The following is a 22,908-nucleotide window of genomic DNA, read 5'->3' as shown; positions in this document are numbered from 1 at the left end:
CCTTAATTATGTCAGCAAATACCTTTCCGGCACAGATTGAGCCGTTTAAATGGGCAGAGCAAGGCTTTACATGGGCAGGAACCCTGCCGTTGTCACGTTTTGTTCGAATTTCCCGTGAAGCTGTTGGATCAATTGATAATCAATTGATCAACATAGACTGTAAGCTATCAATGGATGCGTATCATCGTATCGTTTGGTTAGATGGCAGCGTCGAAACGAAAGTACCAATGGAATGCCAACGTTGTTTGGATACTGTTGAAATTCCTCTCGTTTTAGATTTTCATTTAGCCTTGGTCGATGATGAGTCACTGATAGAGCGCTTGGATGAGGATGCTGATTTCATCGTTTTAGGTGAGAGTGAAGCAACGACTAAAGGAGCATTTAATGCACCTGCAACCGCTGATTTGCTCGCACTGATAGAGGATGAGTTGTTATTGTTGATGCCTTTGTCACCTAAGCATGACGCTTGTGTGCATAAGCATCAGCCTACCGCAGAAGAGCTTGCCGAAGAAAAACGGGATAATCCGTTTGATGTTTTGGCAGGTTTGAAGGGTAAACTTAACTAATTTTTGTGTTATACTGTTTAGTATAAGACAACTGAATTTGTTCTGATCCATTTTTTCGATCTTTGTAAGGAGCCATCATGGCCGTTCAGCAAAACCGTAAAAGTCGCTCTCGCCGTGACATGCGCCGTTCACATGACGCTTTAACCGAGAATGCATTAACTGTAGACCAAACTACAGGTGAAATCCATCGTCGTCACCACGTGACTAAAGATGGTATTTACCGTGGTCGTCAATTATTCGCTAAAGCATCTGCTGAATAATATACGGTTGTATTAAGCGTCAAGCTTAGTAGAAAAAATGGGGGCCTTAGCTCCCTTTTTTTTGTCTGCTTAGATTAGCACTTGAAGTGCAACACCATGTTCTTGGAGTAATACCTGACTCGGACTTTTAAATCCGAGTCTTTTTCTTGGGCGATGATTCAAACGCTTAGTAATCTCTGAAATATATTCATCCGTGTAGTTATTTAGATCACTTCCTTTTCTGATGTATTGCCTGATCAGACCATTCGTATTCTCATTTGTGCCTCTCTGCCATGCACTGTAAGGATCTGCAAAGTAGAATTCTATTTCCAGTTCATTCGCGATTTGTTCATGTAGGCTAAATTCCTTGCCATTATCAGCAGTAATCGTCTTTAACTTCTCTTTGATTGGAGCCAGCAAGTCAACAGTGGCTTCACAAACCGCCTGACTCTTGCGAGTGCTACATTTCTTTAACCAAAGATAGCCTGTTTTCCTATCTACAATTGAAACTAAAGACTGCTGCTGATTTTTGCCCACAATCGTATCTATTTCTAAATCACCAAAACGTGATCGCTTCTCAATGATGTGTGGCCTATCGTGAATGCTTTTACGGTTACTGAGCATCCCACGAGTTTCTGGTTGTCCATACTTTCTTTTTCGTTGATTTCTAAAACGTAAATGAAGATAAAGACTGCCTCCTTTGAGTTTATCTTGCTGAATATATCGATAGATTGAATGCATACTGATAGCTACGTGAGAAGCGATTTGTTCGGGACTCCATTGCAAAGCAAGATAGCTTTCGATCTGTTGCAATAGGGAGGAACTTACAGTTCTATGATTCGAGATATGGCGTCTTTTAGCCAGTTTATGAGCATGTTTAGCAAAGTAGCCATTTCTATTACGATTACGTTTGATCTCTCTACAAATTGTAGAGGGAGCACGAGCCAATCTGAGGGCAATATGACGCGTAGAAAAACCTTCGCGTAGTAATGTATAAATCTGATATCTTTCTTCTTGGGTAAGATGAGTATAGTTCATGATGCAACTTTGACTTTGGTCGGTCTGGAAGCAGAATGCTATCTCATTTTACTTCCTACCTAAAATTAATCTCTGTTGCACTTCGTTTGAGAATCTAAGCTGTAAAAAAGTGAGAAGAAGTGCGGTAAATAATGAAAAAGAGTAACTAAAGCAAGGAACAAAGCGGACCCTTTAAGTTAATGAAAAAAATAAGATTAAATAGCGCTGCCTAAAAAATGAGTATAAAAATGAATAAAATTTTAACATTGGGTTTGTGGTTGTTGACATGCATGGGGCTAAATATGAGCCTGAATGATCCCGTTTTTGCACAAGTTTCTGAAAAAATCTCACAACTTTCTTCTCATGATTATGTAGCTCGAGCAGAAGGTGAGGCGTCTCAGACTGTATTGTTGGGAAAAGTGCTGAGTACAAACCAGTTTCGCAAAACCACACAATATTCAAACAGCAAAGCCATTTCGAATCCAATCGATTTTTGTGTCGGGATCATCGATGATGAAGAGCAAGCCCTGAGCCTAGAGGGCATAAACTATCGTCAATATCAAAACCAATATGCGATTGATCAAATTATTTTTGTAAGTAGAACACAAAACTTTAAAGTGCTTTTTGACTCGATGGTCTTGGATAAAAACACCCGCACCAATCATATTAAAAAACTAAAGGCTGAAGTGTTTGCTCATTCTGAAAAGGGACATTTAATGGATGGATTGAGCCACCATCAATATCCGTATACGTCGAGTTATAGCATTCGAAAATGGAATCAAGATGAGTTAATTTATGCGTATTTTAATCACGAAAAATTGATTGGATTAAAGCATATGATGCAATGTTAATAATAAAAAATTTTAAAAGATAAGGGTTTAGCATTTGAATATATCGACATTCCTTAAGTTGTCTGGCATCTGAACAATCCCAAAAAACGGTATTTTTTGCGATAGCGACAGCCAATCAAGCTTGTTAAGCTATGCCTCAATTCAGTTTAGACAAACAAGATGGAAAACAGATGTCCATTTTAGAAGGTTCAAATTTAGCAGTAGCAACGAAAACTGCTTTTATATTTCCGGGTCAAGGCTCTCAAAAAGTGGGTATGTTGGCTGAACTTGCAGAACAATTTAGCAGTGTGGAAGCGACTTTTGCTGAAGCATCAGAAGCGGTTGGTTTTGATTTGTGGCAGATTGCACAAACAGGTGAAGGCTTAAACCAAACTGAATTTACTCAACCTGTACTCTTAACCGCAAGTATCGCTTTATGGCGCGTATGGTTGGAATTGGGTGGAGTTACACCAAAATATCTCGCAGGTCATTCACTGGGTGAATACAGCGCATTGGTTGCAGCTGGTAGCTTAAGCTTGGCTGATGCAGTTAAGCTGGTCAACTTACGTGGCAAGCTGATGCAAGATGCTGTTCCGCAAGGGCAGGGCGCAATGGCGGCTATCTTAGGTCTAGATGACGCGAAAGTGGTTGAGCTTTGCCAACAAGCCAGTGCTGAAGGTAAAGGATCTGTCGAAGCTGCGAACTACAATGCACAAGGTCAGGTGGTAGTTGCTGGTTCAACTGCACACGTTGAAGCAGTCATGGCTCTTGCAAAAGAAAATGGCGCGAAAGCGATTGCGCTGCCTGTCTCTGTTCCTTCGCATTGTTCACTGATGAAACCTGCTGCTGAAAAGTTTGCAGAAGCGTTAGAACAAACAAATATTGTAATGCCCAACATTCCAGTCATTCAAAACGTCAATGCTGAAGCGGCTAAAGATGTAAATGCGCTGCGTCAAGCATTAACCGCACAGTTGTATCAATCTGTGCAGTGGACCAAAACATTGCAATATTTACAAGACCAAGGCGTTGGCTTTGTGGCTGAATGTGGTCCAGGCAATGTGCTGAGTAATTTGGCTAAACGTTTACCGAATATTGAAAAAGCACTTCCACTAGACACTAAGTCGCGTATGGAAGACGCCTTAAATACGATTTTAGTTGCAGAAGGGAAAATTGCATGACACAAGAACGTAAAGTCGCACTGGTGACAGGTGCGAGTCGAGGGATTGGTGCTGCTGTTGCCAAGCAACTGATTTTAGATGGATTTTTTGTGGTGGGTACCGCGACCTCTGAATCAGGTGCTGAAAAGCTATCTGCAAGTTTTGCGGAGCAAGGTACAGGCGCTGTGCTTGATGTACGTGATCTAAGCGCGATTGATGCTTTGGTGAGTGACATTGAGCAGAAGTATGGTTCAGTGATGATTTTGGTGAATAACGCGGGTATTACTAAAGATAACTTGCTGCTACGTATGTCAGAAGATGATTGGGATGACATTTTAAATATTCATTTAAAAGCAGTGTTCCGTTTATCTAAGCGTGTATTGAAAGGCATGACCAAGGCGCGTTTTGGTCGCATCATTAATATTAGTTCTGTGGTTGCGCATTTTGCAAACCCAGGACAGGCAAACTATTCCGCTGCCAAAGCAGGCATTGAGGCATTTAGCCGTAGCCTTGCTAAAGAGATGGGCAGTCGTCAGATTACGGTGAATAGTATTGCACCGGGCTTTATTGCGACAGAAATGACGGAGCAATTGAGTGAAGAAATTCGCAAGAAAATGAGTGATCAAGTGGCCCTAAGCCGTTTCGGTCAACCACAAGACATTGCCAATGCTGTAAGTTTTTTAGCTTCTGACAAAGCTAGTTACATTACAGGTACGGTTTTACATGTGAATGGAGGTTTATACATGGCGTAATGCGATGTATAAACTTTTAAAAACTTTCAGATTCAATTAAACTATAGGCATTAAAAAGCCGCCACGAGCAATGAGGAGAATTCCTGTGAGCGATATCGAACTTCGTATCAAACAAGCAGTAGCTGAGCAACTTGGTCTTAAGGCTGAAGAAATCAAAAATGAAGCATCTTTTATGGATGATTTAGGTGCTGACTCTTTAGACTTAGTTGAGCTTGTTATGTCTTTCGAAAATGATTTTGACATCACTATTCCAGATGAAGATTCTAACGAAATCACAACGGTTCAATCTGCAATTGACTATGTTTCTAAGAAACTAGCTTAATTGTTGATGTTTCAGCTTTGCTGAACATGAAAAGCCATCCTTTGTGATGGCTTTTTTATGAGCATTCATTTGTATCTTTACATATAGTTACGTTTAATTCACCAAAGACAACCTTATCTCGTATAAATTTTAGGTATAAAAATAGAGTTCTAATTTTTAAAGCATGTTTTACAACATGCGATTTAAAACAATAGTCATTTTAATCATAACGGAGAATAACAATGGGTCTTTTTGATTTTGTAAAAGGCATTGGCAAGAAAAATACAGCACCAGCGGAACAACAAGCAGCGCCTGCAACACCAACTGAGCCATCTGCACAAGAAGTTGCAAACAAACTATTGGGTCATGTAAAAGCTTTAGGTTTGCCTGTAACAGGCTTGTCTGTCGGTTATAACGGTGATTCAGACCTTGCGACCATTAAAGGTCAAGTACAGACACAAGCGGATCGTGAGAAGATTATTCTGGCTGTAGGGAATGTTGATCATGTTGCAAAAGTGGATGATCAATTGACGGTGGCAACGCCTTCAGCTGAAAGTAAGTTTTATACGGTTAAATCTGGCGATAATTTGTCAAAAGTAGCTAAAGAATTTTATGGTGATGCGAATCAATACAATAAAATTTTTGAAGCAAACCGTCCGTTGTTGAAAGATGCAGATGACATCTATCCTGGGCAAGTGCTTCGTATTCCTGCTTAATTAATTATTATAAAAAAGGCGCTTAGTGCGCCTTTTTTTTTATGTGGGAAAAACTTTTAACCCATAGCCTAGGAAATTTTTACCAACAGAGTGACGACCACCTTTACAATAAAATTTTGACTCTAAGCTTTTGAAATTTTGATGATTTTTTTCAGGTCTCATGAACCGGTATTTGATTGGTTCTGCAACTAAATCTGCAATTTGTAAACCAGTAGAATTAGACTTTTTACTTATAAATTCGATTTCAAATTGGAATTGTGTTTGATTCCAATTTTCGCCCTTCTTTATAAGGTTAAAGGCATTTTCTAGTTTTTGATTTGCTTTTTTATCTCTACTCTCAATTGTGATGTGAGTGGTTTTGTTTGACTGATTTCTCTCTTGCATGAATTTATGAATTCTCTCCAGTGAATATTTTAAAGCTAAGTCATAAGGATTCTGTGCAATTGGATATCTTTCAATTAGTAACTTTTATCAATCACGGCTTTGTTGCACAAATATTTAAAAATTAAAGTTTCCCATATCGCCTCAAATTTAAGTGACAACTTGGGTATGAGGTCGACCTAATTCAGTGAATTTATTAAGGACTGCTACACGTGCATGAATCTCATTGACTTGGCTTTGAAAATTTCTTGCACCCAGTTTATCGCCCAATAATTTAATGCAATGCATCTTGGTTTCTACCAAACTTCGACGGTGATACCCAGACCACTTTTTCCAAATGGTTCTTCCTAGGCGTTTGACTGTTTTCAATAATTCATTTCTCTGTATAGATCTTAGAGTTTTATCTTTCCAGAGCTTCGCATTTTTTCTTGGCGGAATCACCGCATGTGCTTGTCGATCTGAAATGACTTGTCTTCAGTATTTTGTGTCATAAGCGCCATCTGTATAGAAAGAATCAATTTTCTCATCTGGTGGGATTTGATCAAGTAAATCCCCAAGTACTTGCGAATCACTGACATTGTTCGTAGTCAACTGAACAGCCCTTATTTGCAGGGTTTTAGCATCTATACCGATATGGAGTTTGCGCCATTGACGACGATATTCAGGCTAATGTTTCTTGCGGTTCCATTCGCCTTCACCTAAAAACTTCAAGCCCGTAGAGTCCACAAGTAGATGAAGTCCATCACTACTTTTCTGATAGCTAATCGCAATATCAATATGCTTTTGCCTTCTACAGAGGGTGGAATAATCCGGAGCTATCCAATCTAACCCACTGAGTTTAATGAGGCTCTGAACAAAACCTGTAACCATGCGTAAAGAGAGTCGAAATAGAGATTTGATCATGAGACAGCATTGAATAGCTGTATCAGAATAAGTTTGGTTTCTCCCTTGTTTACCTTGTAGCTGAGCATACCATTGAGTAGTAGGATCAAACCAAATCGAGATATTTCCTCGATTTATTAAGGCTCGATTATAAGAAGACCAATTCGTTGTACGGTAGATTTTAGGTGTAGGCTTATTCATTTGGAAATTATATTGTTGAATAAGCCTTCGATGGTAGGTTTGTGCAACAAAGCCGTGTAAAACTCACATCTTGCTATATAACTTATTGGACATTTTAAAACTAAGCCTAGATCAATCGTGTAGATATTATAATACGATTTTTTTCGAGAAAAACTGAGACCTAGACTTGGTAGAATAAGCACGCTTATTAGGAGTTTACCATGAGCAAAAAATCGAAATTTTATATAGCTGAATTTAAAACTGAAACAATAAAAACGGTCGAAAAAATAATGACAATATTTCAGAAATAGTTAAGGGAGTCAATATTGCAGTCATGAATATCAAAGTATGTTTGAAAAGTATTGTTTTCAAAGTTCAATGAGTAAAAAGGGTGATTATTACGATAATGTACCAATTGAGATTTTCTGGGGCGTACTCAAAATGATTTTTTCATCATTGTAATTGTAAAACAAAGGAAGAAGCCAAAGCAGATATTACAAAATATGGTAGTGCATGAATACGACGTGATAAAAATAATAAGTTATTGATATTAAAATATATAAATGAATTATTACACGTTGGTTTTTAGCACTACCCAAAATATATTGAGCTATCTTATAATCTTTAAATAATTTAAAAGGATTAGGTATTTAAAATACCAAATGAAATGATAGAGCGCTTTCATAAGTTAGCTGCCTAGAGTTTCCTAAGTGAAAGTATCCTGTTAACTCAGACACATCAGCGCAACGTATTATGTCAATATGGAAATGAGTAAAAATGATTTTGTGCGAGAGGTCTAGTAGTCCCATATACTTAATATGGGACTACTTTTTTATATTAAATCAATAACTGTAGAGGCAATCACATCAATTTCTACAAGAGTACCAGGAAGCGGCAGTGAAACAACTTGAACAGCTGTTCTTGTTGGCTTGGTCTGCACATTGTGTTCTGGAAAGAACTCTACATACGCTTCTTGAAAGCCTTTAAAATCAAGTTTTCCATCAAGTTCAGGTATACCTACCAAAAAAACACGCATTTGAATGATGTCTTTCATTTTTAAATTTTTTTTCGCTAGAATATTCTGTATTTTCGTTAAGACTGAATGGGCTTGAACTTTGGTATTACCATAAGAATAAGTACTTCCAAGTTCAGCGTTGTCGTCGTATATGTTTGGAAGAATTCCACTAACATATACTAACGAAGCATTACTTGGAATTGTAATTGATTCGGCATATTGAGCTTGATCAGAACCCATTCGTGTAATTTTATTCATATAATTTACCGTTTTATATTTAATGATTAGTAAAAGATTCTATTGACGTTGTAGCGAATGCAATGATACATTAATTTGAACGACTGTTCCAGAATTGGATTAATATGAGACCTAAAGAGTTTGAATTAGAAGCCATAGCCGAATTAGCTATGAAAGTTTTTTGGCAACGTGGTTATGCTGCTACTAGCATTCAGGATCTAGTAGACGCTACTGGTATTGGTCGTGGCAGTATTTACAATGCCTTTGGTAGTAAACATGGCATCTATCAGTTTTCTTTGAAGCAATATTATAAATTAACGGCTAGCAATATTGCCCTTTTATCGGAAGAAGGCACTGCCAAAGATTTAATTCGCCGCTTACTTATGAAAATAGTATCGGAGGAACTAAATGATATTGAAAATATTGGTTGTATGGTAGCGAATGCATCACTAGAGATGGCGAGGCATGATCAAGGTATTGCAGAATTAGTAGCCAAGAATTTAATGCGAATGGAAAGAGCTATTAGTACTTTAATAATACGTGGACAAGCTAACGGGGAAATCGATTCTAATAAAAATTCAGACGCCTTAGCCCATTTTATTGTTAGTACAATTCAAGGAATTCGTGTGGTAAGTAAAGGTGCGGGGGAAGAAAAGCAAGCATCTCGTTTAGAAGATATTGTAGAAATTGCACTAAGTGTAATTTAAAGAATTTATTTTGAGTATATATCTGAATGTGAATGATATTTATATTCAGATATATACTTGGGTAATGACACAAATTTTCACTGCTTAACAAATGTAATTTTTTTTGCAAAGTATTGGAATGGTCGTTACAGGTGTGTATTTATTGGAGATATTTTTTTAATTTATCTAAATCAAATTTTAATATTTAACAAACATTGGAGGTAAAAATGAACAAGCCGGTAAACGTAAATGATTTGACAGTTGCAGTTTTAGGTACTGGAGTTATGGGTGCTGCAATAGCAAGAAACTTACAAAAAAATGGTTTTGAAGTTAAAGCTTGGAATCGTAGCTTAGACAAAGCTAAAGCATTGTTGGATTCTGATATTTCAGTTTATGAACATGCTAGTGATGCGGTTCGTGGTGCAGATATTGTTTTGACTATGCTTACTGATGGTCCAGCTGTACTAAATGCAATGAAATTAGCTTTGCCTGCTTTGGCAAAAGGGACCATTTGGATCCAATCAAGTACAGTTGGGATTGAAGGTAATGCTGAACTTGAGAAATTTGCTTTAGACAATGGTTTGAAGTATTACGATGCTCCAGTGCAAGGTACAAAAGGGCCAGCAGAGCAAGGTAAATTAATTATTATTGCTTCAGGTCCTAATGAGGACAAAGATATTGCTCAGGGTGTCTTTGATGCGATTGGTCAACGAACTGTATGGGTATCAGATAAACCAGGCGAAAGCAGTAAGCTTAAACTTGCATTAAATAGTTGGGCTTTTGCACTGACTCATGGTATTGCAGAAGCATTATCAATCGCAGAGGCTCTTGATGTAGATCCTGCTAATATCATTGAAGTAGTTAAAGGTGGACCAATGGATAATATGTATTTTCAATTAAAGTCAGCCGCAATTTTATCTGGAAATTTTGACGCAAGCTTTTCACTAGATAATGCTGTCAAAGATGCTAATTTAGTGATAGATGCATCTAAGAAAGCTGGTGTAAAAGTTGATGGTGTTGAAGCTGGCTTAGCTCGTTTCAAACGAGCTCAAGATGCAGGACATGGTGATAAAGATATGGCAGCAACTTACTTCGCAAAATAAAAATAAGCACCAATCTTTTTAATAATTATATTTTTAAATGATGCCGATATTATATATCGGCTTTGAGAGATTTTAATGAGCTTTTCACTAGGTTTTCGTTTAAAAATGGGTTTAATCCTACCCTCGACAAATACCTCTATGCAACCTGAAACTGAGGCATTACGTCCTTATGGTGTAACTAATCATACAAGTAGAATGTTGATTAAAGATCGATTGATGGAACAACAGCCTGGTTTCCAGAATGTAATTAAAGATATCAGACTTTCAACTGAAGCTGCTATTGAAAGTTTAGCTACATGTAAACCAGATAGAATTATTGTTGGGGTATCTCCAGAAAGTTATTGGGATGGATTCGGTAGTCATGAAAAGACTGTAGGGTCTTTTGAGTCTATGAGTAAAGGTATCCCCATTACAACTAGTCCAGATGCATATAAAGCGGCCTTGAATGTATTAGGCAATATAAAGCGTATTGCTGTATTAACACCCTATTTACCTGTAGGTGATAATACAGTTAGTCGTTTTTTTACTGAAAATGGCTATGATGTTGTAGCTATTAAAGGTTTGGGGGGAGCTAGTCCTGAACGTATTTCACATATCACTGAGCAACAAATATTTAGTGCAATTAAAGATGTTGATACGCAGTCTGTTGAGGCAATTGTTCAAGTTGGAACGAATGTGACAATGGCTAGAGCTGCCATGATTGCTGAAAAGTGGTTAAATAAGCCAGTGATATCTAATAATGTCGTCTTATATTGGCATGCGTTACGCGAAAGTGGAATTCAAGATAATTTAAGTAATTTTGGTAGTTTACTTGAGAGACACTAATTTTTTTGCCAAGTACTGGAATGATCATTCCAGTACTAAGTAGAAATTATCAAACATAAATATTACCAATATAGGAAGTATCGGTGTTTGTCATTCAATTATTAATTGACAAAATAAATTAGGAAACAATACCTATGTCAAATAAAGTTTTACTAGAGCAAGAAAGTTCCCTAAATATTGATTATAAAGATGAAAATCTTAATATGTTATACCCAAAAACAGTTATGGATTTATTTGAAATCCAAGTGCGATTAACTCCACAAAAAACAGGAGTCATAACAGAAAATGGAAATTTAACGTTTAAGGAATTAGATGATCAAAGCAACCTAGTATCACAGGCGTTAATAGCAAAAGGTGTAACACAAGAAAGTTGTGTTGGAATTTATGTAGAGCCCTCTATTGATATGATGGTTGGTACATTTGGAATACTTAAAGCAGGATGCTCATATCTGCCTTTAGCTCCAGAATATCCGGAAGATCGTATTCGCTACATGATTGAAGATTCAGGTTTAAAAATTATTTTTACACAGTCAATTTTTCTAAAAACCCTGAAAAATCTTGGTCTAAAAGATGTAATCTTTTTAACAATAGAAAGTTTAGCAACTAATAGTGAAATAAACGAAGAAAAGCAGTTTACTGACACTGAATCACTTGCTTATGTAATTTACACATCAGGAACGACAGGCCGACCTAAAGGAGTAGAAATTCAGCATAAAAGCATAGTTAATCAACTGCTTTGGCTAAACACAGTATATCAAATTAATAGTCAACAAATTATTTTGCGTAAAACCCCAATGAGTTTCGATGCGGCACAGTGGGAATTATTATCTGTTGTTCTAGGAGCAACGGTAGTAATGGCTGCACCAGGAGCTTATCGTGATCCGTTTGCGCTGATTGAAACCATAAAAAAACATAACGTAACCGTTTTACAGTGTGTTCCTACATTGCTTCAAGCATTAATCAGTGAACCTGAATTTACAGAATGTAATTCATTGAATTATATATTTAGTGGAGGAGAGGCTTTAACAAGAAAATTAGCTAGATCTTGTCTCAATATAATGCCCGAAACTATTCTTGTTAATTTATACGGACCAACTGAGTGTACAATCAATAGCTCCGCATTAACTGTAACTTCAGAATATTTAGATAAATCTCCCAAAGTAGTGTCAATTGGCTTTCCAGTTTCCAATACTCATTACTATATTCTTGACCAAGAAAATAGAAGTTTGGTAGAGGATTTCAATACTATTGGTGAATTATATATTTCTGGTCTTCAAGTTGCTCGCAGTTACTTAGCTAAACCTGAACAAACTGCAGAAACTTTTATTACAATAAATATTAATCAAGAAACAGTAAGAGCTTATAAGACTGGGGACTTAGTTAGTAAAAATACTGATGGCACTATTCAGTTTATTGGTCGTGCAGACAATCAAATTAAATTACGTGGACATCGGATAGAGCTAGATGAAATTCGAGTTGCTGTCGAAAACCACGATTGGGTTAAAAGTGCTGCTGTTTTTGTCAACAAAGATGATGATACTCACATTGAAAATTTAGTTGCTTGTATAGAACTTAATCCTCGTGAAGCAATACTTATGGATCAAGGCGATCATCATCTCTCTAAGACTAGTCGTACCCAAGTAAAGGCTCAATTAAGCCAACTAGGAATACGCCATACTAATAATTTAGATAATTTAACGATCCCACTTTCAGGAAAACAAGCTAATCAAAAACAACATTCTCGAGCATTTGCTCGAAAATCATATAGGTTCTATGAGGGAGATGAAATTAGTCAAAAATGTATAACTGACTTACTTAATTTCGAAATTAAAAATAAGAACTTAATAGGAACGCAACAAATATCTTTAGATCTATTAGGTGAGATTTTAAGGAATTTAGGACCATTCTACAGTGAAGAACGTTTATTGCCAAAATATGCATATGCATCACCTGGGGCATTGTATGCAAATCAAATGTATCTACAGATTGAGGGCTTAAATGGTATTGAAGCAGGGATATATTACTTTAATCCACTATCTCATGAACTGATACAGATTAGTAAACTAACAATGAACAGTAATTTTGAAAAAATTACTGTTCATTTAGTTGGTAAAGAAAGTGCCATCGAAGCTGTCTATAAAAATAATGTAATAGAAGTGCTAGAAATGGAAGCTGGTCATCTTTTAGGTCTATTAGATAATGTATTACCAGAATATGGCTTAGGTGTTGGAACGGGTTTTCTAGCCCCGGAAATCATGGATACGCTATATTGTGGAGCTGGACATAAATATCTTGGTAGTTACCCATTAATTCAATATGAACATATTGATAATTATTCAAATTTAGATTTTTTTGTTCAAGCAGATACAGTCAGTGATTTGCCAAAGGGTCTTTATCATTATGATCAAGGTAAATTAAAAAAAAATTCTGAAGACGTAATACAAAAAAAACACGTTATTGCAATCAATCAAAGAACTTATGAGCAGGCAAGTTTCGGGGTCGCTATAGTCAAATTAAATGAATCGAAATGGGATGATTATATTCAGTTTGGACGGAGTTTACAGACATTACAAATGAATGATCAAAGAATTGGTTTGATGTCTTCTGGATATAGCTCCAAAACTGGAAATGATTTGGCAACTGCTAAACGCTTAGAGCATTTACTAAGTCAGAGTGGGTTAAAACACCATGCTTCATATTTTGCATTGGCTGGAGGCGTTAGTGAAAAACAACTGCTTAACGAATGTATGAAAGAAGATTCGATTCATGCAAAAGGTCCATCTGAGATATTAAAACAAGATTTAGAAAATATACTTCCAACTTATATGGTGCCTAGTCAGATCGTTATACTTGATGAAATCCCCCTCACTGCGAATGGGAAAGTCAATGTCGAGCAATTGAAGGCGAACATTAAGTACGTGCAGCTTAAGCGAGATATAGTTCTACCACGGAATACCATAGAAAATAAAATTGCCGATATTTGGAGAAAGGTAATGGAGATAGAAGAGATTTCTATTTTGGATGATTTCTTTGAAATTGGTGGTGATTCATTGTCAGCTGTATCAATAATTCATTTTATTAATAAATCCCTAAATATCAAACTTCCTCTTCAAACTATTTTTAGTAACTCTACTATTGAATCTTTAGCTATCAAAGTAGATGAGACAACCCAAAATCAAACTTCTCGACTTGTTAATCTCAATAATGGGAAGTATTTAAAGCGTCCTATATATTGTTGGCCAGGTTTAGGTGGCTATCCTATGAATCTTCGATCACTTGCTTTTAAGATTGGAAGGAATAGATCTTTTTTGGGTATTCAAGCATTTGGTATTAATGATGGTGAAGAACCCTATTCATCTATCGCTGATATGGCAAAAAATGATGTAGCAATGCTTAAGCAACATCAGCCACATGGTCCCTATACACTATGGGGGTATTCATTTGGAGCTCGTGTTGCATTTGAAGTAGCTTACCAGTTGGAAGCAATGGGGGATATTGTAGATAATCTTCTATTGATCGCACCAGGTTCTCCAAAAATCAGAACAGCAGCTTTTAAAGAAGACGGACAATACTGTTATTCAGATGATGCTTTTTTATCGATTTTATATTCAGTATTTGCAGGCAGACTACCCGATAATAAAATAGCTGAAACTTTAGAAAAAATAGATACCAAAGCTAAATTTATTGAATTAATTATTGATCAATTATCTGGTCTAGATCGCGGCCTAATTCAAAAAATTTCTAACATTGTCGAACTTACATATGAGTTTAAATATACCTTTACAGAAATGTTAGAACATAAAGTGAATGCGCCTATAACTATTTTTAAAGCCGTAGGTGATGATTATTCATTTGTTGAGCAAGTCATAGAGCATTTAACAGAAAAGCCACTTGTACTAGATATTTTAACAGATCACTACAAAATTTTAAAACCAGATGGTGTTGATGAGATTATCGATCTAATCGAAGAAATTGAAGTTTTTAAAAATCAAAAAAATAAATTAGCTTAGAGAATTAATTAATGCCACATATCAACATTAAATATTTTGAACAACCTTTAACGGATGATCAATTACTAAAAATCAATGAGGGAATCTCTCAGGTATTTTTAAGCATTTTTGAATGTGAGGCTGGTGCTATCTCCATTGCACTTGAACCAATCAAAGCAACTGAATGGAATCAAAAAGTTTATATACCTGAGATTCTTAATCGTGCAAATTTATTACATAAATCTCCAAATTATTAGGATTGCTAAATGAGTACTCAAAATAATACTTTGGAAAGTAGTGGAGCAGAAAATAGTTTGAATGGTAAAGAGAAATTACCAATATTAAAATTATTAGCCTTTGCTTTAGCTGGTTTTATCACCATTATGACTGAAACCATACCAGCTGGCTTGTTAAGCTTAATAAGTTCAGACTTAAATGTATCGGAGGCTTATGCAGGGCAATTAATTTCAGTGTATGCATTAGGGTCCGTAATTGCTGCAATCCCTGTTGTCGCCTCAACTCGTAGTTGGTCACGTAAACCTTTATTTTTATTTGCAATAGCTGGTTTACTAATTTTCAATACGATAACAGCCTTGTCCTCTAGTTATACCGTAATACTAATAGCTAGGTTAATTGCCGGAATGGCTGCAGGCATTATTTGGGGGTTACTTGCCGGATATGCTCGGAATATAGTTTCACCAAACCTACAAGGAAAGGCTTTAGCAATTGTTGGAGTTGGGCAACCTATTGCTTTATGCATGGGAGTTCCACTTGGAACATGGTTGGGGAGTCTTTTAGGATGGAGAGGGGTATTCTGGATAATTTCAGCCTTAGCTATACTTTTATTGGTATGGGTTCAGACGATTATTCCAAATATACTTGGGCAAAAAGTTGAAAAAAGACCATCTGTTAAAGATGTATTTTTACATCCGGGTATTCGCTCAGTATTAGCTGTAATATTTTTATGGATATTTGCTCACAATATACTTTACACCTTTATTTCACCATATTTAACATATGTTGGACTAGGTGCGAAACTTGACTTAATACTTCTATTGTTTGGTATCTCATCAATTTTTGGAATTTGGGTTACAGGTGCTTTTATCGATAGTTCTTTACGTGCTCTTACGATAATAAGCTTATTTGGCTTTGCTTTATCGGCTATTTTAATCGGCATCGATATAACTCAAACTTGGTTTGTATTAGCTGGCATTGTATTGTGGGGTGTGTCATTTGGTGGAGCACCTACACTGCTTCAAACAGCAATGGCAGATACTGCTGGAAGTGAAGCCGATATAGCACAAGCAATGCTTGTTACCATTTTTAACCTTGCAGTTGCTAGTGGTGGGATTTTAGGGGGGATTTTACTTCAGAAAGTGGGTCCATCTTCATTCACAATAACAATGAGTATTCTATCAATAATTGCTATTTTTATAGTATTTAAAAATAGGAAGCATGGTTTTAAGATAGGCCATAGAGCTTAAAAGTTCACAAGGCCTCACACTTAAGTGAGGCTTTTTCTTTGATAGAACTTTTCTGTTCTGAAATAAGTTTACACATGATCTTGAATCAAAATTACACTTAATTGAATCGTAAATCTTACATACTGATAGAAGTTATGACTTTAAAAGCTTTACAAATCATAATGGATTTATTGCACAAACTTACCCTTAGAGATAATTTAATATGAATTTAGGCTTAAAAGAACTTATAGCTGAAATTGCTATTTCCTCATCAATAAAAGAAGCAGCAGAATTATACAAAATGTTTGAGGGTATATTAAAAAACTATGTTTTCATCTTAAGTTTTGACAAAACTTCAGCTGCTATTCCTGGTCTTGCAGTAGATAAAAATTTGGTAGTGCATGAATACGACGTGATAAAAATAATAAGTTATTGATATTAAAATATATAAATGAATTATTACACGTTGGTTTTTAGCACTACCAAAAATATTAATGTTTCACTTTTACTCGGCTTTGTTGCACAAATGCTTGAGAGGCAGAGCTATCCCAAAGGATCCAAATTTAAGATACAATTTGGGTATGAGGGCGGCCTAATTCCGTGAATTTATTCAAGACTGCTACACGTGCATGAATCTCATTCACCTGACTAGAGAAACTCCTTGCCGTTAATTTATCTCCCAATAATTTGATGCAATGCATCTTGGTTTCTACCAAACTTCGACGATGATAACCGGACCATTTTTTCCAAAGGGCTCTTCCTAGCCGTTTTGACTGTTTTCAATAACTCATTCCGCTCTATAGACCTCGCTTGTTTGTCTTTCCAAGGCTTTGCATTCTTTCTTGGCGGAATCACAGCATGCGCTTGTCGATCTGAAATGACTTGTCAGCAGTGTTTCGTGTCATAAGCCCCATCTGTATAGACAGAGTCAATCTGCTCATCCAATGGAATTTGAGCAAGCAAGTTGCCAAGAACCTGAGAGTCACTCACATTGTTCGTCGTGAGCTGAACAGCACGTATTTGCAGGGTTTCAGCATTTATACCGATATGAAGTTTACGCCATTGGCGACGGTATTCAGGCTGATGTTTCTTACGTTTCCATTCACCTTCACCTAGAAACTTTAAGCCAGTGGAGTCTATAAGTAGATGCAGTCCATCACGGCTCTTTTGGTAACTAACCGCAATATCAATGTGCTTTTGTCTTCTGCAGAGGGTAGAGTAATCTGGTGCGGTCCAGCCTAATCTACAAAGTTTAATGAGGCTTTGGACAAAGCCTGTGACCATACGTAAAGAGAGTCGAAATAAGGATTTGATCATTAAGCAGCATTGAATAGCTGTATCGGAATATGTTTGATTTCGACCTTGTTTACCTTTTGGCTGAGCATACCATTGAGTGTTAGGATCAAACCAAATGGAGATATTTCCTCGGTTGATTAAGGCTCGATTATAGGAAGACCAATTGGTTGTCCGATAGATTTTAGGTGTTGGCTTATTCATTTAGAAATTATATTGATGAAGATGCCTTTAAGAACAGCTTTGTGCAACAAAGCCCTCTACAGTCGATAAAGAAATTTTTGATCATAAGCAAGTGCAAAAGTTTTCTAACAGTATAGATAACGATAAAATTGCATTAAAACTTCATTCTCCACCTTCTGGAAATCATAGCCATGCCAAAGTGTTGGCTTGGGATAAAAATCATATTGTTGTCACAAGCTTAAACTGGATGTCTTCTGATTCTTCAGGTAACTATAAGAATAACGATCTCTATCATGAATTAGGTATTTATTTAGAGGCTGATAAAATTGAACAGAAATTTTATTCAAATTTTTTTAATAATTTAAATCATGCATAAGTTTTAACTAATATAAGGGTTGTTAAGTTAAAAAAACCGCCATTAATGGCGGTTTTCTCAATGACAACTTATGTGTCGTGTGACGTCATGCTACATAGTTTTATGACAAACAATGTGTCGTTTATGACAAACCTTGTGTCGCGTGACGCGCGTGACGAAAAACTTACCAGCTTAACGCACCACCGGTTTGATAATCCGTCACACGCGTCTCAAAGAAATTCTTCTCTTTACGCAAGTCCATCATCTCAGACATCCACTGGAATGGGTTATTCACGCCAGCAAACTGCTCAGGCAAGCCCAACTGCGCCAAACGACGGTTTGCAATGAACTTCAAGTATTCTTCCATCATCGCAGCATTCATACCGAGTACACCACGTGGCATAGTGTCACGTGCATATTCGATTTCAAGTATTGTACCTTCAAGAATCATTTGAACGATTTCTTCTTGGAACTCAGCAGTCCATAGGTGCGGGTTCTCAATCTTGATTTGGTTAATCATGTCGATACCAAAGTTCAAGTGCATTGATTCATCACGTAAGATGTATTGGAATTGCTCAGCAACACCATTCATCTTGTTACGACGACCCATAGATAGGATTTGAGAGAAACCACAGTAGAAGAAGATCCCTTCAAGTACACAGTAGAACGCGATCAAGTTGCGCAGCAAAATTTGATCGTTTTCAGGTGTACCTGTTTTGAAAGTAGGGTCACACAAAGATTGTGTGTACTTCAAGCCCCAAGCTGCTTTACGTGCAACTGATGGCACTTCACGGTACATGTTGAAGACTTCGCCTTCATCCATACCTAGCGACTCGATACAGTATTGGTAAGCATGGGTATGAATCGCTTCTTCAAATGCTTGACGCAAAATGTACTGACGGCATTCAGGGTTGGTAATGTGACGGTAAATCGCAAGTACCAAGTTGTTTGCAACCAAAGAATCCGCAGTCGAGAAGAAACCAAGTGAACGCATCACAATGGTACGTTCGTCTTCAGTTAAGCCATTCTCAGACTTCCAAAGCGCGATGTCGTGGTTCATGTTGACTTCTTGAGGCATCCAGTGATTTGCACAACCATCTAGATACTTCTGCCAAGCCCATTCATATTTGAATGGTACAAGTTGGTTCAAGTCAGCACGACAGTTAATCATCGCTTTGTCGTCAACTTGCACACGCTGTGCGCCCATTTCTAGTTCTTCTAGACCAGGTGCGACATCTAGCGTTTCTAAGGCGTTAGATGCTCTTGCCAACGGATCGGTTTGATCTGTTGATCGACTTGAAGCGGTGCGAGCGGGTTGTGTAGCTGCCACACGCGTCGGTTCGTTGCTTGCATTAGGTACCACCTGCGAATGAGCCGCTTTTTGCGGTTCGACGGGCGCAGACTGGTGTTCAGGTGTAGCCGGTTTTTGCGAATCATCTTCGAAATCGTCCCAACTTAGGATAGACATATCAATTCTCTCTTCGTTGCTTATATCTGTTTTTGCGACATCTCGCAAACGAGGGTGTCTTTACTATACGCTTTTGTTTACGAATGGCCAAAAATGTATAGACCATTGGGGTGTAAAAGAAAATAAAGCAAAAGACCAGAACAGCGAGTCCTAACGTGTAGTTATGGGTCATATGTAACATGGTCTTTTCCTTGTATTTATTTTTAATCTCCCTAAATCCCTCTCTTAAAAAGAGAGTTGGGGAGGATTTAAAACCTGTCAGATTACTGACACGCCTCACAATCAGGATTGTCAATTGAACATGCCAACGGCACTGGTGCAGCTTGTGCGAAATCTTCATCAGCAGTTTCAGCTTTTGCTTCAACTACAGGTGCAGCCGCTGCAACAGGTGCAGAGGTTACAGCACTGTTTTTAACGGCATTTAATGCGCCAGTGTTAATGGTTGATTTCTCAGCAGATGTTGCACCCAATGCACGAAGGTAATACGTCGTTTTAAGACCACGTAACCATGCCATTTTGTAAGTCATATCGAGTTTCTTACCATTTGCACCAGAGATGTAAAGGTTAAGCGACTGTGCTTGATCGATCCATTTTTGACGACGAGACGCAGCATCTACAATCCAACGTGGCTCAACTTCGAACGCGGTTGCAAAGATGGCTTTTAACTCATCTGGAATACGAGAAATCTTTTGAACAGAACCTTCAAAATGTTTCAAGTCATTCACCATCACAGAATCCCAAAGACCACGATCTTTTAACGCACGTACGAGGTACGGGTTGATCACTGTGAATTCACCTGACAGGTTAGATTTCACATACAAGTTTTGGAAGGTTGGTTCGATAGACTGAGATACACCACAAATATTAGAAATGGTTGCTGTTGGTGCAATCGCCATCACGTTTGAGTTACGCATACCGTCTTTTTGAACTTTGGCACGTAACGTATCCCAATCCAAACGAGTGGTGCGGTCTACTTCAAACATACGATCTGGACGCGATTTCGCCACGATTTCTAAAGAATCAATTGGGAGAATACCTTGATCCCAAAGTGAACCTTTAAATGTCTCATAAGCGCCACGTTCAACAGCCAAATCACTTGATGTCGAAATTGCATAGTAAGAAATCACTTCCATTGATTCATCTGCAAACTCAACCGCCGCATCAGAACCATAGGCAAGATTCATTTCATACAATGCATCTTGGAAGCCCATGATCCCCATACCCACTGGACGATGCTTCATATTTGAAGTACGTGCTTGTGGAACAGCGTAGTAATTGATGTCAATCACGTTATCGAGCATACGAACCGCAGTTTTTACTGTGCGTGCAAGCTTTTCACGATCGAGTACACCACCTTTAACGTGTTGTACTAAGTTGATTGAACCCAAGTTACAGACTGCAATTTCATCTTTATTTGTGTTTAAGGTGATTTCAGTACACAAGTTAGATGAATGCACCACGCCTACGTGTTGTTGTGGTGAACGTAAGTTACATACGTCTTTGAATGTGATCCACGGGTGACCTGTTTCAAACAACATCGACAGCATTTTACGCCACAAGTCTTTCGCACGAATAACTTTGTGTAGCATGTTGTTTTCTTTGGCAATGCCTTCGTAGTAAGCATAACGTTCAGCAAATTCTGCACCCATCAAATCATGGAGATCTGGCGTTTCAGAAGGAGTGAATAGTGTCCACGCGCCATCTTCAAATACACGTTGCATGAACAAATCTGGAACCCAGTTTGCTGTGTTCATGTCATGGGTACGACGACGGTCATCACCGGTGTTTTTACGTAGCTCTAGGAATTCTTCAATGTCCAAATGCCAAGTTTCAAGGTATGCACAAACAGCACCTTTACGCTTACCACCTTGGTTTACGGCAACTGCAGTATCGTTCGCCACTTTCAAGAATGGAACAACACCTTGAGATTTACCGTTTGTGCCTTTGATGTACGAGTTTAAGGCGCGAACAGGTGTCCAGTCGTTCCCTAAACCGCCTGCCCATTTAGACAACATGGCGTTATCACGCATTGCGCCATAGATGTCATACAGGTCATCATCAATCGTGGTTAAGTAGCAGCTCGACAACTGAGGACGTAAAGTTCCTGAGTTAAATAGGGTCGGGGTAGACGCCATATAGTCGAAACTTGACAAGAGGTTATAGAACTCAATCGCACGATCTTCACGGTTTTCTTCGTTGAGGGTTAGACCCATCGAAACACGCATGTAGAATAATTGCGGTAATTCGAAACGTACGCCATCTGAATGGATGAAGTAACGATCAAATAAAGTCTGTAGACCTAAGTAGGTAAATTGGTTTGAGCGTTCAGGTTTGATCGCAGCAGCCAATTTTGCAAGGTCAAAGTTAAGCAGTTCTGGAGATAAAAGATCAAGCTCGATCCCTTTATTCAAGAACGTTTCTAAAGCTTCGCCTTCAGGGGTATCTGTCGCTAAACCTAAGAACTCAAGACCTGTTGCAACCAAGTTGTCACGAAGTAAACGTGCAGTCACATAGGTATAGTTAGGTTCTTGTTCAATACGAGTACGCGTTGCCATCATCATGGTGGTTGAGATGTCTGTCGCTTTTACACCGTTATAAAGGTTCTTGACCGTTTCATCAATAATCGCTTGAACGTCAATACCTTCTAAGTCTTCACTGGCTTTAGAAATCGTTGCTTCAAGACGGCTTAAATCCAGCGGCTGTAACTGACCATCTGTACCCGTGATTTGTAAGGTCGGGTGATGATGTGCACCCAACTGTTTACGCGCTTCAGAACGTTGTTCACGGTAAATGACATAGGCACGAGCAACTTTTTGTTCGCCAGTACGCATGAGTGCCAATTCAACTTGATCTTGAATTTCTTCAATATGAATCGTGCCGCCAGACGGTAAACGACGGTTGAACGTGTTCATCACCATATCTGTTAATTGCTCGATACGATCGTGAATACGGCTCGAATCTGCACTCGGTTGACCTTCAACAGCCAAAAAAGCTTTACCAATGGCTACAGAAATTTTCTCTGCATCAAAAGAGGCAACGTCACCAGTGCGTTTAATCACTTGAAGTTGACCAGGGGTTGTATTAGCGCTCATTGTCAGCGGTGCTCCATTGTCTTCATTATTATGTTTATAGACCATTTTAATCAGACAAAATCGGTAGATTTTAGATCATGACTTTTCACGGGTAAACACAAGACTTAGTGGTTTAATTTAATATAAGGCACAAGATACGGTAAATTTCAGAGTAGATCAATATTGACATTTTGATATT

20 protein-coding genes and 4 pseudogenes are annotated in these 22,908 nt (G+C 37.8%); 16 read left to right on the top strand and 8 right to left on the bottom strand.

What is annotated here, in order from left to right; translation table 11 throughout:
- Window positions 1-8 precede the first annotated feature (8 nt).
- Both AMD27_RS12495 and rpmF read left to right on the top strand, forming a co-directional pair.
- Entirely contained in the window at window positions 9-566 is a 558-nt protein-coding gene (locus tag AMD27_RS12495; RefSeq protein WP_067661080.1) for a YceD family protein, read from the top strand.
- A 77-nt stretch (window positions 567-643) separates the two neighbouring features.
- On the top strand, window positions 644-826 hold the full coding sequence (gene rpmF, locus AMD27_RS12490; RefSeq protein WP_067661078.1) for a 50S ribosomal protein L32: 183 nt from the start codon (window positions 644-646) through the stop codon (window positions 824-826).
- 69 nt (window positions 827-895) lie between these two features.
- Here rpmF and AMD27_RS12485 read toward each other — a convergent pair whose 3' ends face one another.
- Window positions 896-1,843, bottom strand: a complete 948-nt coding sequence (locus AMD27_RS12485) for an IS30 family transposase (protein WP_067656902.1) — start codon at window positions 1,841-1,843, stop codon at window positions 896-898.
- A gap of 227 nt (window positions 1,844-2,070) precedes the next feature.
- Here AMD27_RS12485 and AMD27_RS12480 point away from each other — a divergent pair, with 227 nt between their 5' ends.
- The 5 genes from AMD27_RS12480 (at window position 2,071) to lysM (ending at window position 5,578) form a co-directional block, all read left to right on the top strand.
- Complete coding sequence (locus AMD27_RS12480; RefSeq protein WP_067661076.1) at window positions 2,071-2,673, top strand: hypothetical protein; 603 nt, start codon at window positions 2,071-2,073, stop codon at window positions 2,671-2,673.
- A 170-nt stretch (window positions 2,674-2,843) separates the two neighbouring features.
- Window positions 2,844-3,830: an ACP S-malonyltransferase gene (gene fabD, locus AMD27_RS12475; protein WP_067663001.1), complete on the top strand. Its 987-nt coding sequence runs from the start codon at window positions 2,844-2,846 to the stop codon at window positions 3,828-3,830.
- On the top strand, window positions 3,827-4,561 hold the full coding sequence (gene fabG / locus AMD27_RS12470) for a 3-oxoacyl-ACP reductase FabG (RefSeq protein ID WP_067661074.1): 735 nt from the start codon (window positions 3,827-3,829) through the stop codon (window positions 4,559-4,561). The genes fabD and fabG overlap by 4 nt, the downstream gene beginning before the upstream one ends.
- Before the next feature lie 85 nt (window positions 4,562-4,646).
- Window positions 4,647-4,883, top strand: a complete 237-nt coding sequence (acpP, locus tag AMD27_RS12465; RefSeq protein ID WP_067661072.1) for an acyl carrier protein — start codon at window positions 4,647-4,649, stop codon at window positions 4,881-4,883.
- A 221-nt stretch (window positions 4,884-5,104) separates the two neighbouring features.
- Complete coding sequence (gene lysM, locus AMD27_RS12460) at window positions 5,105-5,578, top strand: peptidoglycan-binding protein LysM (protein WP_067661070.1); 474 nt, start codon at window positions 5,105-5,107, stop codon at window positions 5,576-5,578.
- A gap of 39 nt (window positions 5,579-5,617) precedes the next feature.
- Here lysM and AMD27_RS12455 read toward each other — a convergent pair whose 3' ends face one another.
- Window positions 5,618-5,983, bottom strand: coding sequence for a DUF3800 domain-containing protein (locus AMD27_RS12455; RefSeq protein ID WP_228140754.1), 366 nt, complete (start codon window positions 5,981-5,983; stop codon window positions 5,618-5,620).
- A gap of 126 nt (window positions 5,984-6,109) precedes the next feature.
- Window positions 6,110-7,042, bottom strand: a pseudogene (locus tag AMD27_RS12450) (IS5 family transposase).
- Between the two features lie 294 nt (window positions 7,043-7,336).
- Here AMD27_RS12450 and AMD27_RS18490 point away from each other — a divergent pair.
- Window positions 7,337-7,526: pseudogene (locus AMD27_RS18490) on the top strand (IS3 family transposase); the annotation flags it as partial.
- Between the two features lie 327 nt (window positions 7,527-7,853).
- On the opposite strand, the gene AMD27_RS12445 reads toward AMD27_RS18490, so the two are convergent.
- Window positions 7,854-8,294 carry a Rid family hydrolase gene (locus AMD27_RS12445; protein WP_067661066.1) on the bottom strand — a complete coding sequence of 147 codons (441 nt, stop codon included), beginning with the start codon at window positions 8,292-8,294 and terminating at the stop codon, window positions 7,854-7,856.
- 104 nt (window positions 8,295-8,398) lie between these two features.
- On the opposite strand from AMD27_RS12445, the gene AMD27_RS12440 reads away from it, so the two are divergent.
- From AMD27_RS12440 to AMD27_RS12410, 7 genes are all read left to right on the top strand, one after another.
- On the top strand, window positions 8,399-8,980 hold the full coding sequence (locus tag AMD27_RS12440) for a TetR/AcrR family transcriptional regulator (RefSeq protein WP_067661064.1): 582 nt from the start codon (window positions 8,399-8,401) through the stop codon (window positions 8,978-8,980).
- A 206-nt stretch (window positions 8,981-9,186) separates the two neighbouring features.
- The gene (locus AMD27_RS12435) at window positions 9,187-10,062 is read left to right on the top strand and encodes an NAD(P)-dependent oxidoreductase (RefSeq protein ID WP_067661062.1); all 876 of its coding nucleotides are present in this window, start codon (window positions 9,187-9,189) and stop codon (window positions 10,060-10,062) included.
- 75 nt (window positions 10,063-10,137) lie between these two features.
- The gene (locus AMD27_RS12430; protein WP_067661060.1) at window positions 10,138-10,887 is read left to right on the top strand and encodes an arylmalonate decarboxylase; all 750 of its coding nucleotides are present in this window, start codon (window positions 10,138-10,140) and stop codon (window positions 10,885-10,887) included.
- A gap of 134 nt (window positions 10,888-11,021) precedes the next feature.
- A complete protein-coding gene (locus AMD27_RS12425) occupies window positions 11,022-14,897 on the top strand; it encodes an amino acid adenylation domain-containing protein (RefSeq protein ID WP_067661057.1) in 3,876 nt (1,291 codons plus the stop codon).
- A gap of 11 nt (window positions 14,898-14,908) precedes the next feature.
- Window positions 14,909-15,133 carry a tautomerase family protein gene (locus tag AMD27_RS12420; protein ID WP_067661056.1) on the top strand — a complete coding sequence of 75 codons (225 nt, stop codon included), beginning with the start codon at window positions 14,909-14,911 and terminating at the stop codon, window positions 15,131-15,133.
- 9 nt (window positions 15,134-15,142) lie between these two features.
- Window positions 15,143-16,360: an MFS transporter gene (locus AMD27_RS12415; RefSeq protein WP_067661051.1), complete on the top strand. Its 1,218-nt coding sequence runs from the start codon at window positions 15,143-15,145 to the stop codon at window positions 16,358-16,360.
- 202 nt (window positions 16,361-16,562) lie between these two features.
- Entirely contained in the window at window positions 16,563-16,775 is a 213-nt protein-coding gene (locus AMD27_RS12410; protein WP_067661049.1) for a hypothetical protein, read from the top strand.
- 127 nt (window positions 16,776-16,902) lie between these two features.
- Here AMD27_RS12410 and AMD27_RS12405 read toward each other — a convergent pair.
- Window positions 16,903-17,836: pseudogene (locus tag AMD27_RS12405) on the bottom strand (IS5 family transposase).
- A 91-nt stretch (window positions 17,837-17,927) separates the two neighbouring features.
- On the opposite strand from AMD27_RS12405, the gene AMD27_RS12400 reads away from it, so the two are divergent.
- Window positions 17,928-18,191, top strand: coding sequence for a hypothetical protein (locus AMD27_RS12400; RefSeq protein ID WP_067661048.1), 264 nt, complete (start codon window positions 17,928-17,930; stop codon window positions 18,189-18,191).
- Window positions 18,192-18,354: 163 nt separating this feature from the next.
- On the opposite strand, the gene AMD27_RS12395 is transcribed toward AMD27_RS12400, so the two are convergent.
- The 3 genes and pseudogenes from AMD27_RS12395 to AMD27_RS12390 all read right to left on the bottom strand — a co-directional run bounded on the left by AMD27_RS12395 (window position 18,355) and on the right by AMD27_RS12390 (window position 22,730).
- The gene (locus AMD27_RS12395; protein ID WP_067661046.1) at window positions 18,355-19,638 is read right to left on the bottom strand and encodes a ribonucleotide-diphosphate reductase subunit beta; all 1,284 of its coding nucleotides are present in this window, start codon (window positions 19,636-19,638) and stop codon (window positions 18,355-18,357) included.
- A 67-nt stretch (window positions 19,639-19,705) separates the two neighbouring features.
- Window positions 19,706-19,819: pseudogene (locus AMD27_RS19190) on the bottom strand (preprotein translocase subunit YajC); the annotation flags it as partial.
- Window positions 19,820-19,901: 82 nt separating this feature from the next.
- Window positions 19,902-22,730, bottom strand: coding sequence for a ribonucleoside-diphosphate reductase subunit alpha (locus AMD27_RS12390; protein ID WP_067661043.1), 2,829 nt, complete (start codon window positions 22,728-22,730; stop codon window positions 19,902-19,904).
- Window positions 22,731-22,908: the final 178 nt, after the last annotated feature.

Origin of the sequence: Acinetobacter sp. TGL-Y2, from assembly GCF_001612555.1 — a bacterium.
Lineage (GTDB): Bacteria > Pseudomonadota > Gammaproteobacteria > Pseudomonadales > Moraxellaceae > Acinetobacter.
This window is presented reverse-complemented; position numbering and strand designations above follow the sequence as displayed.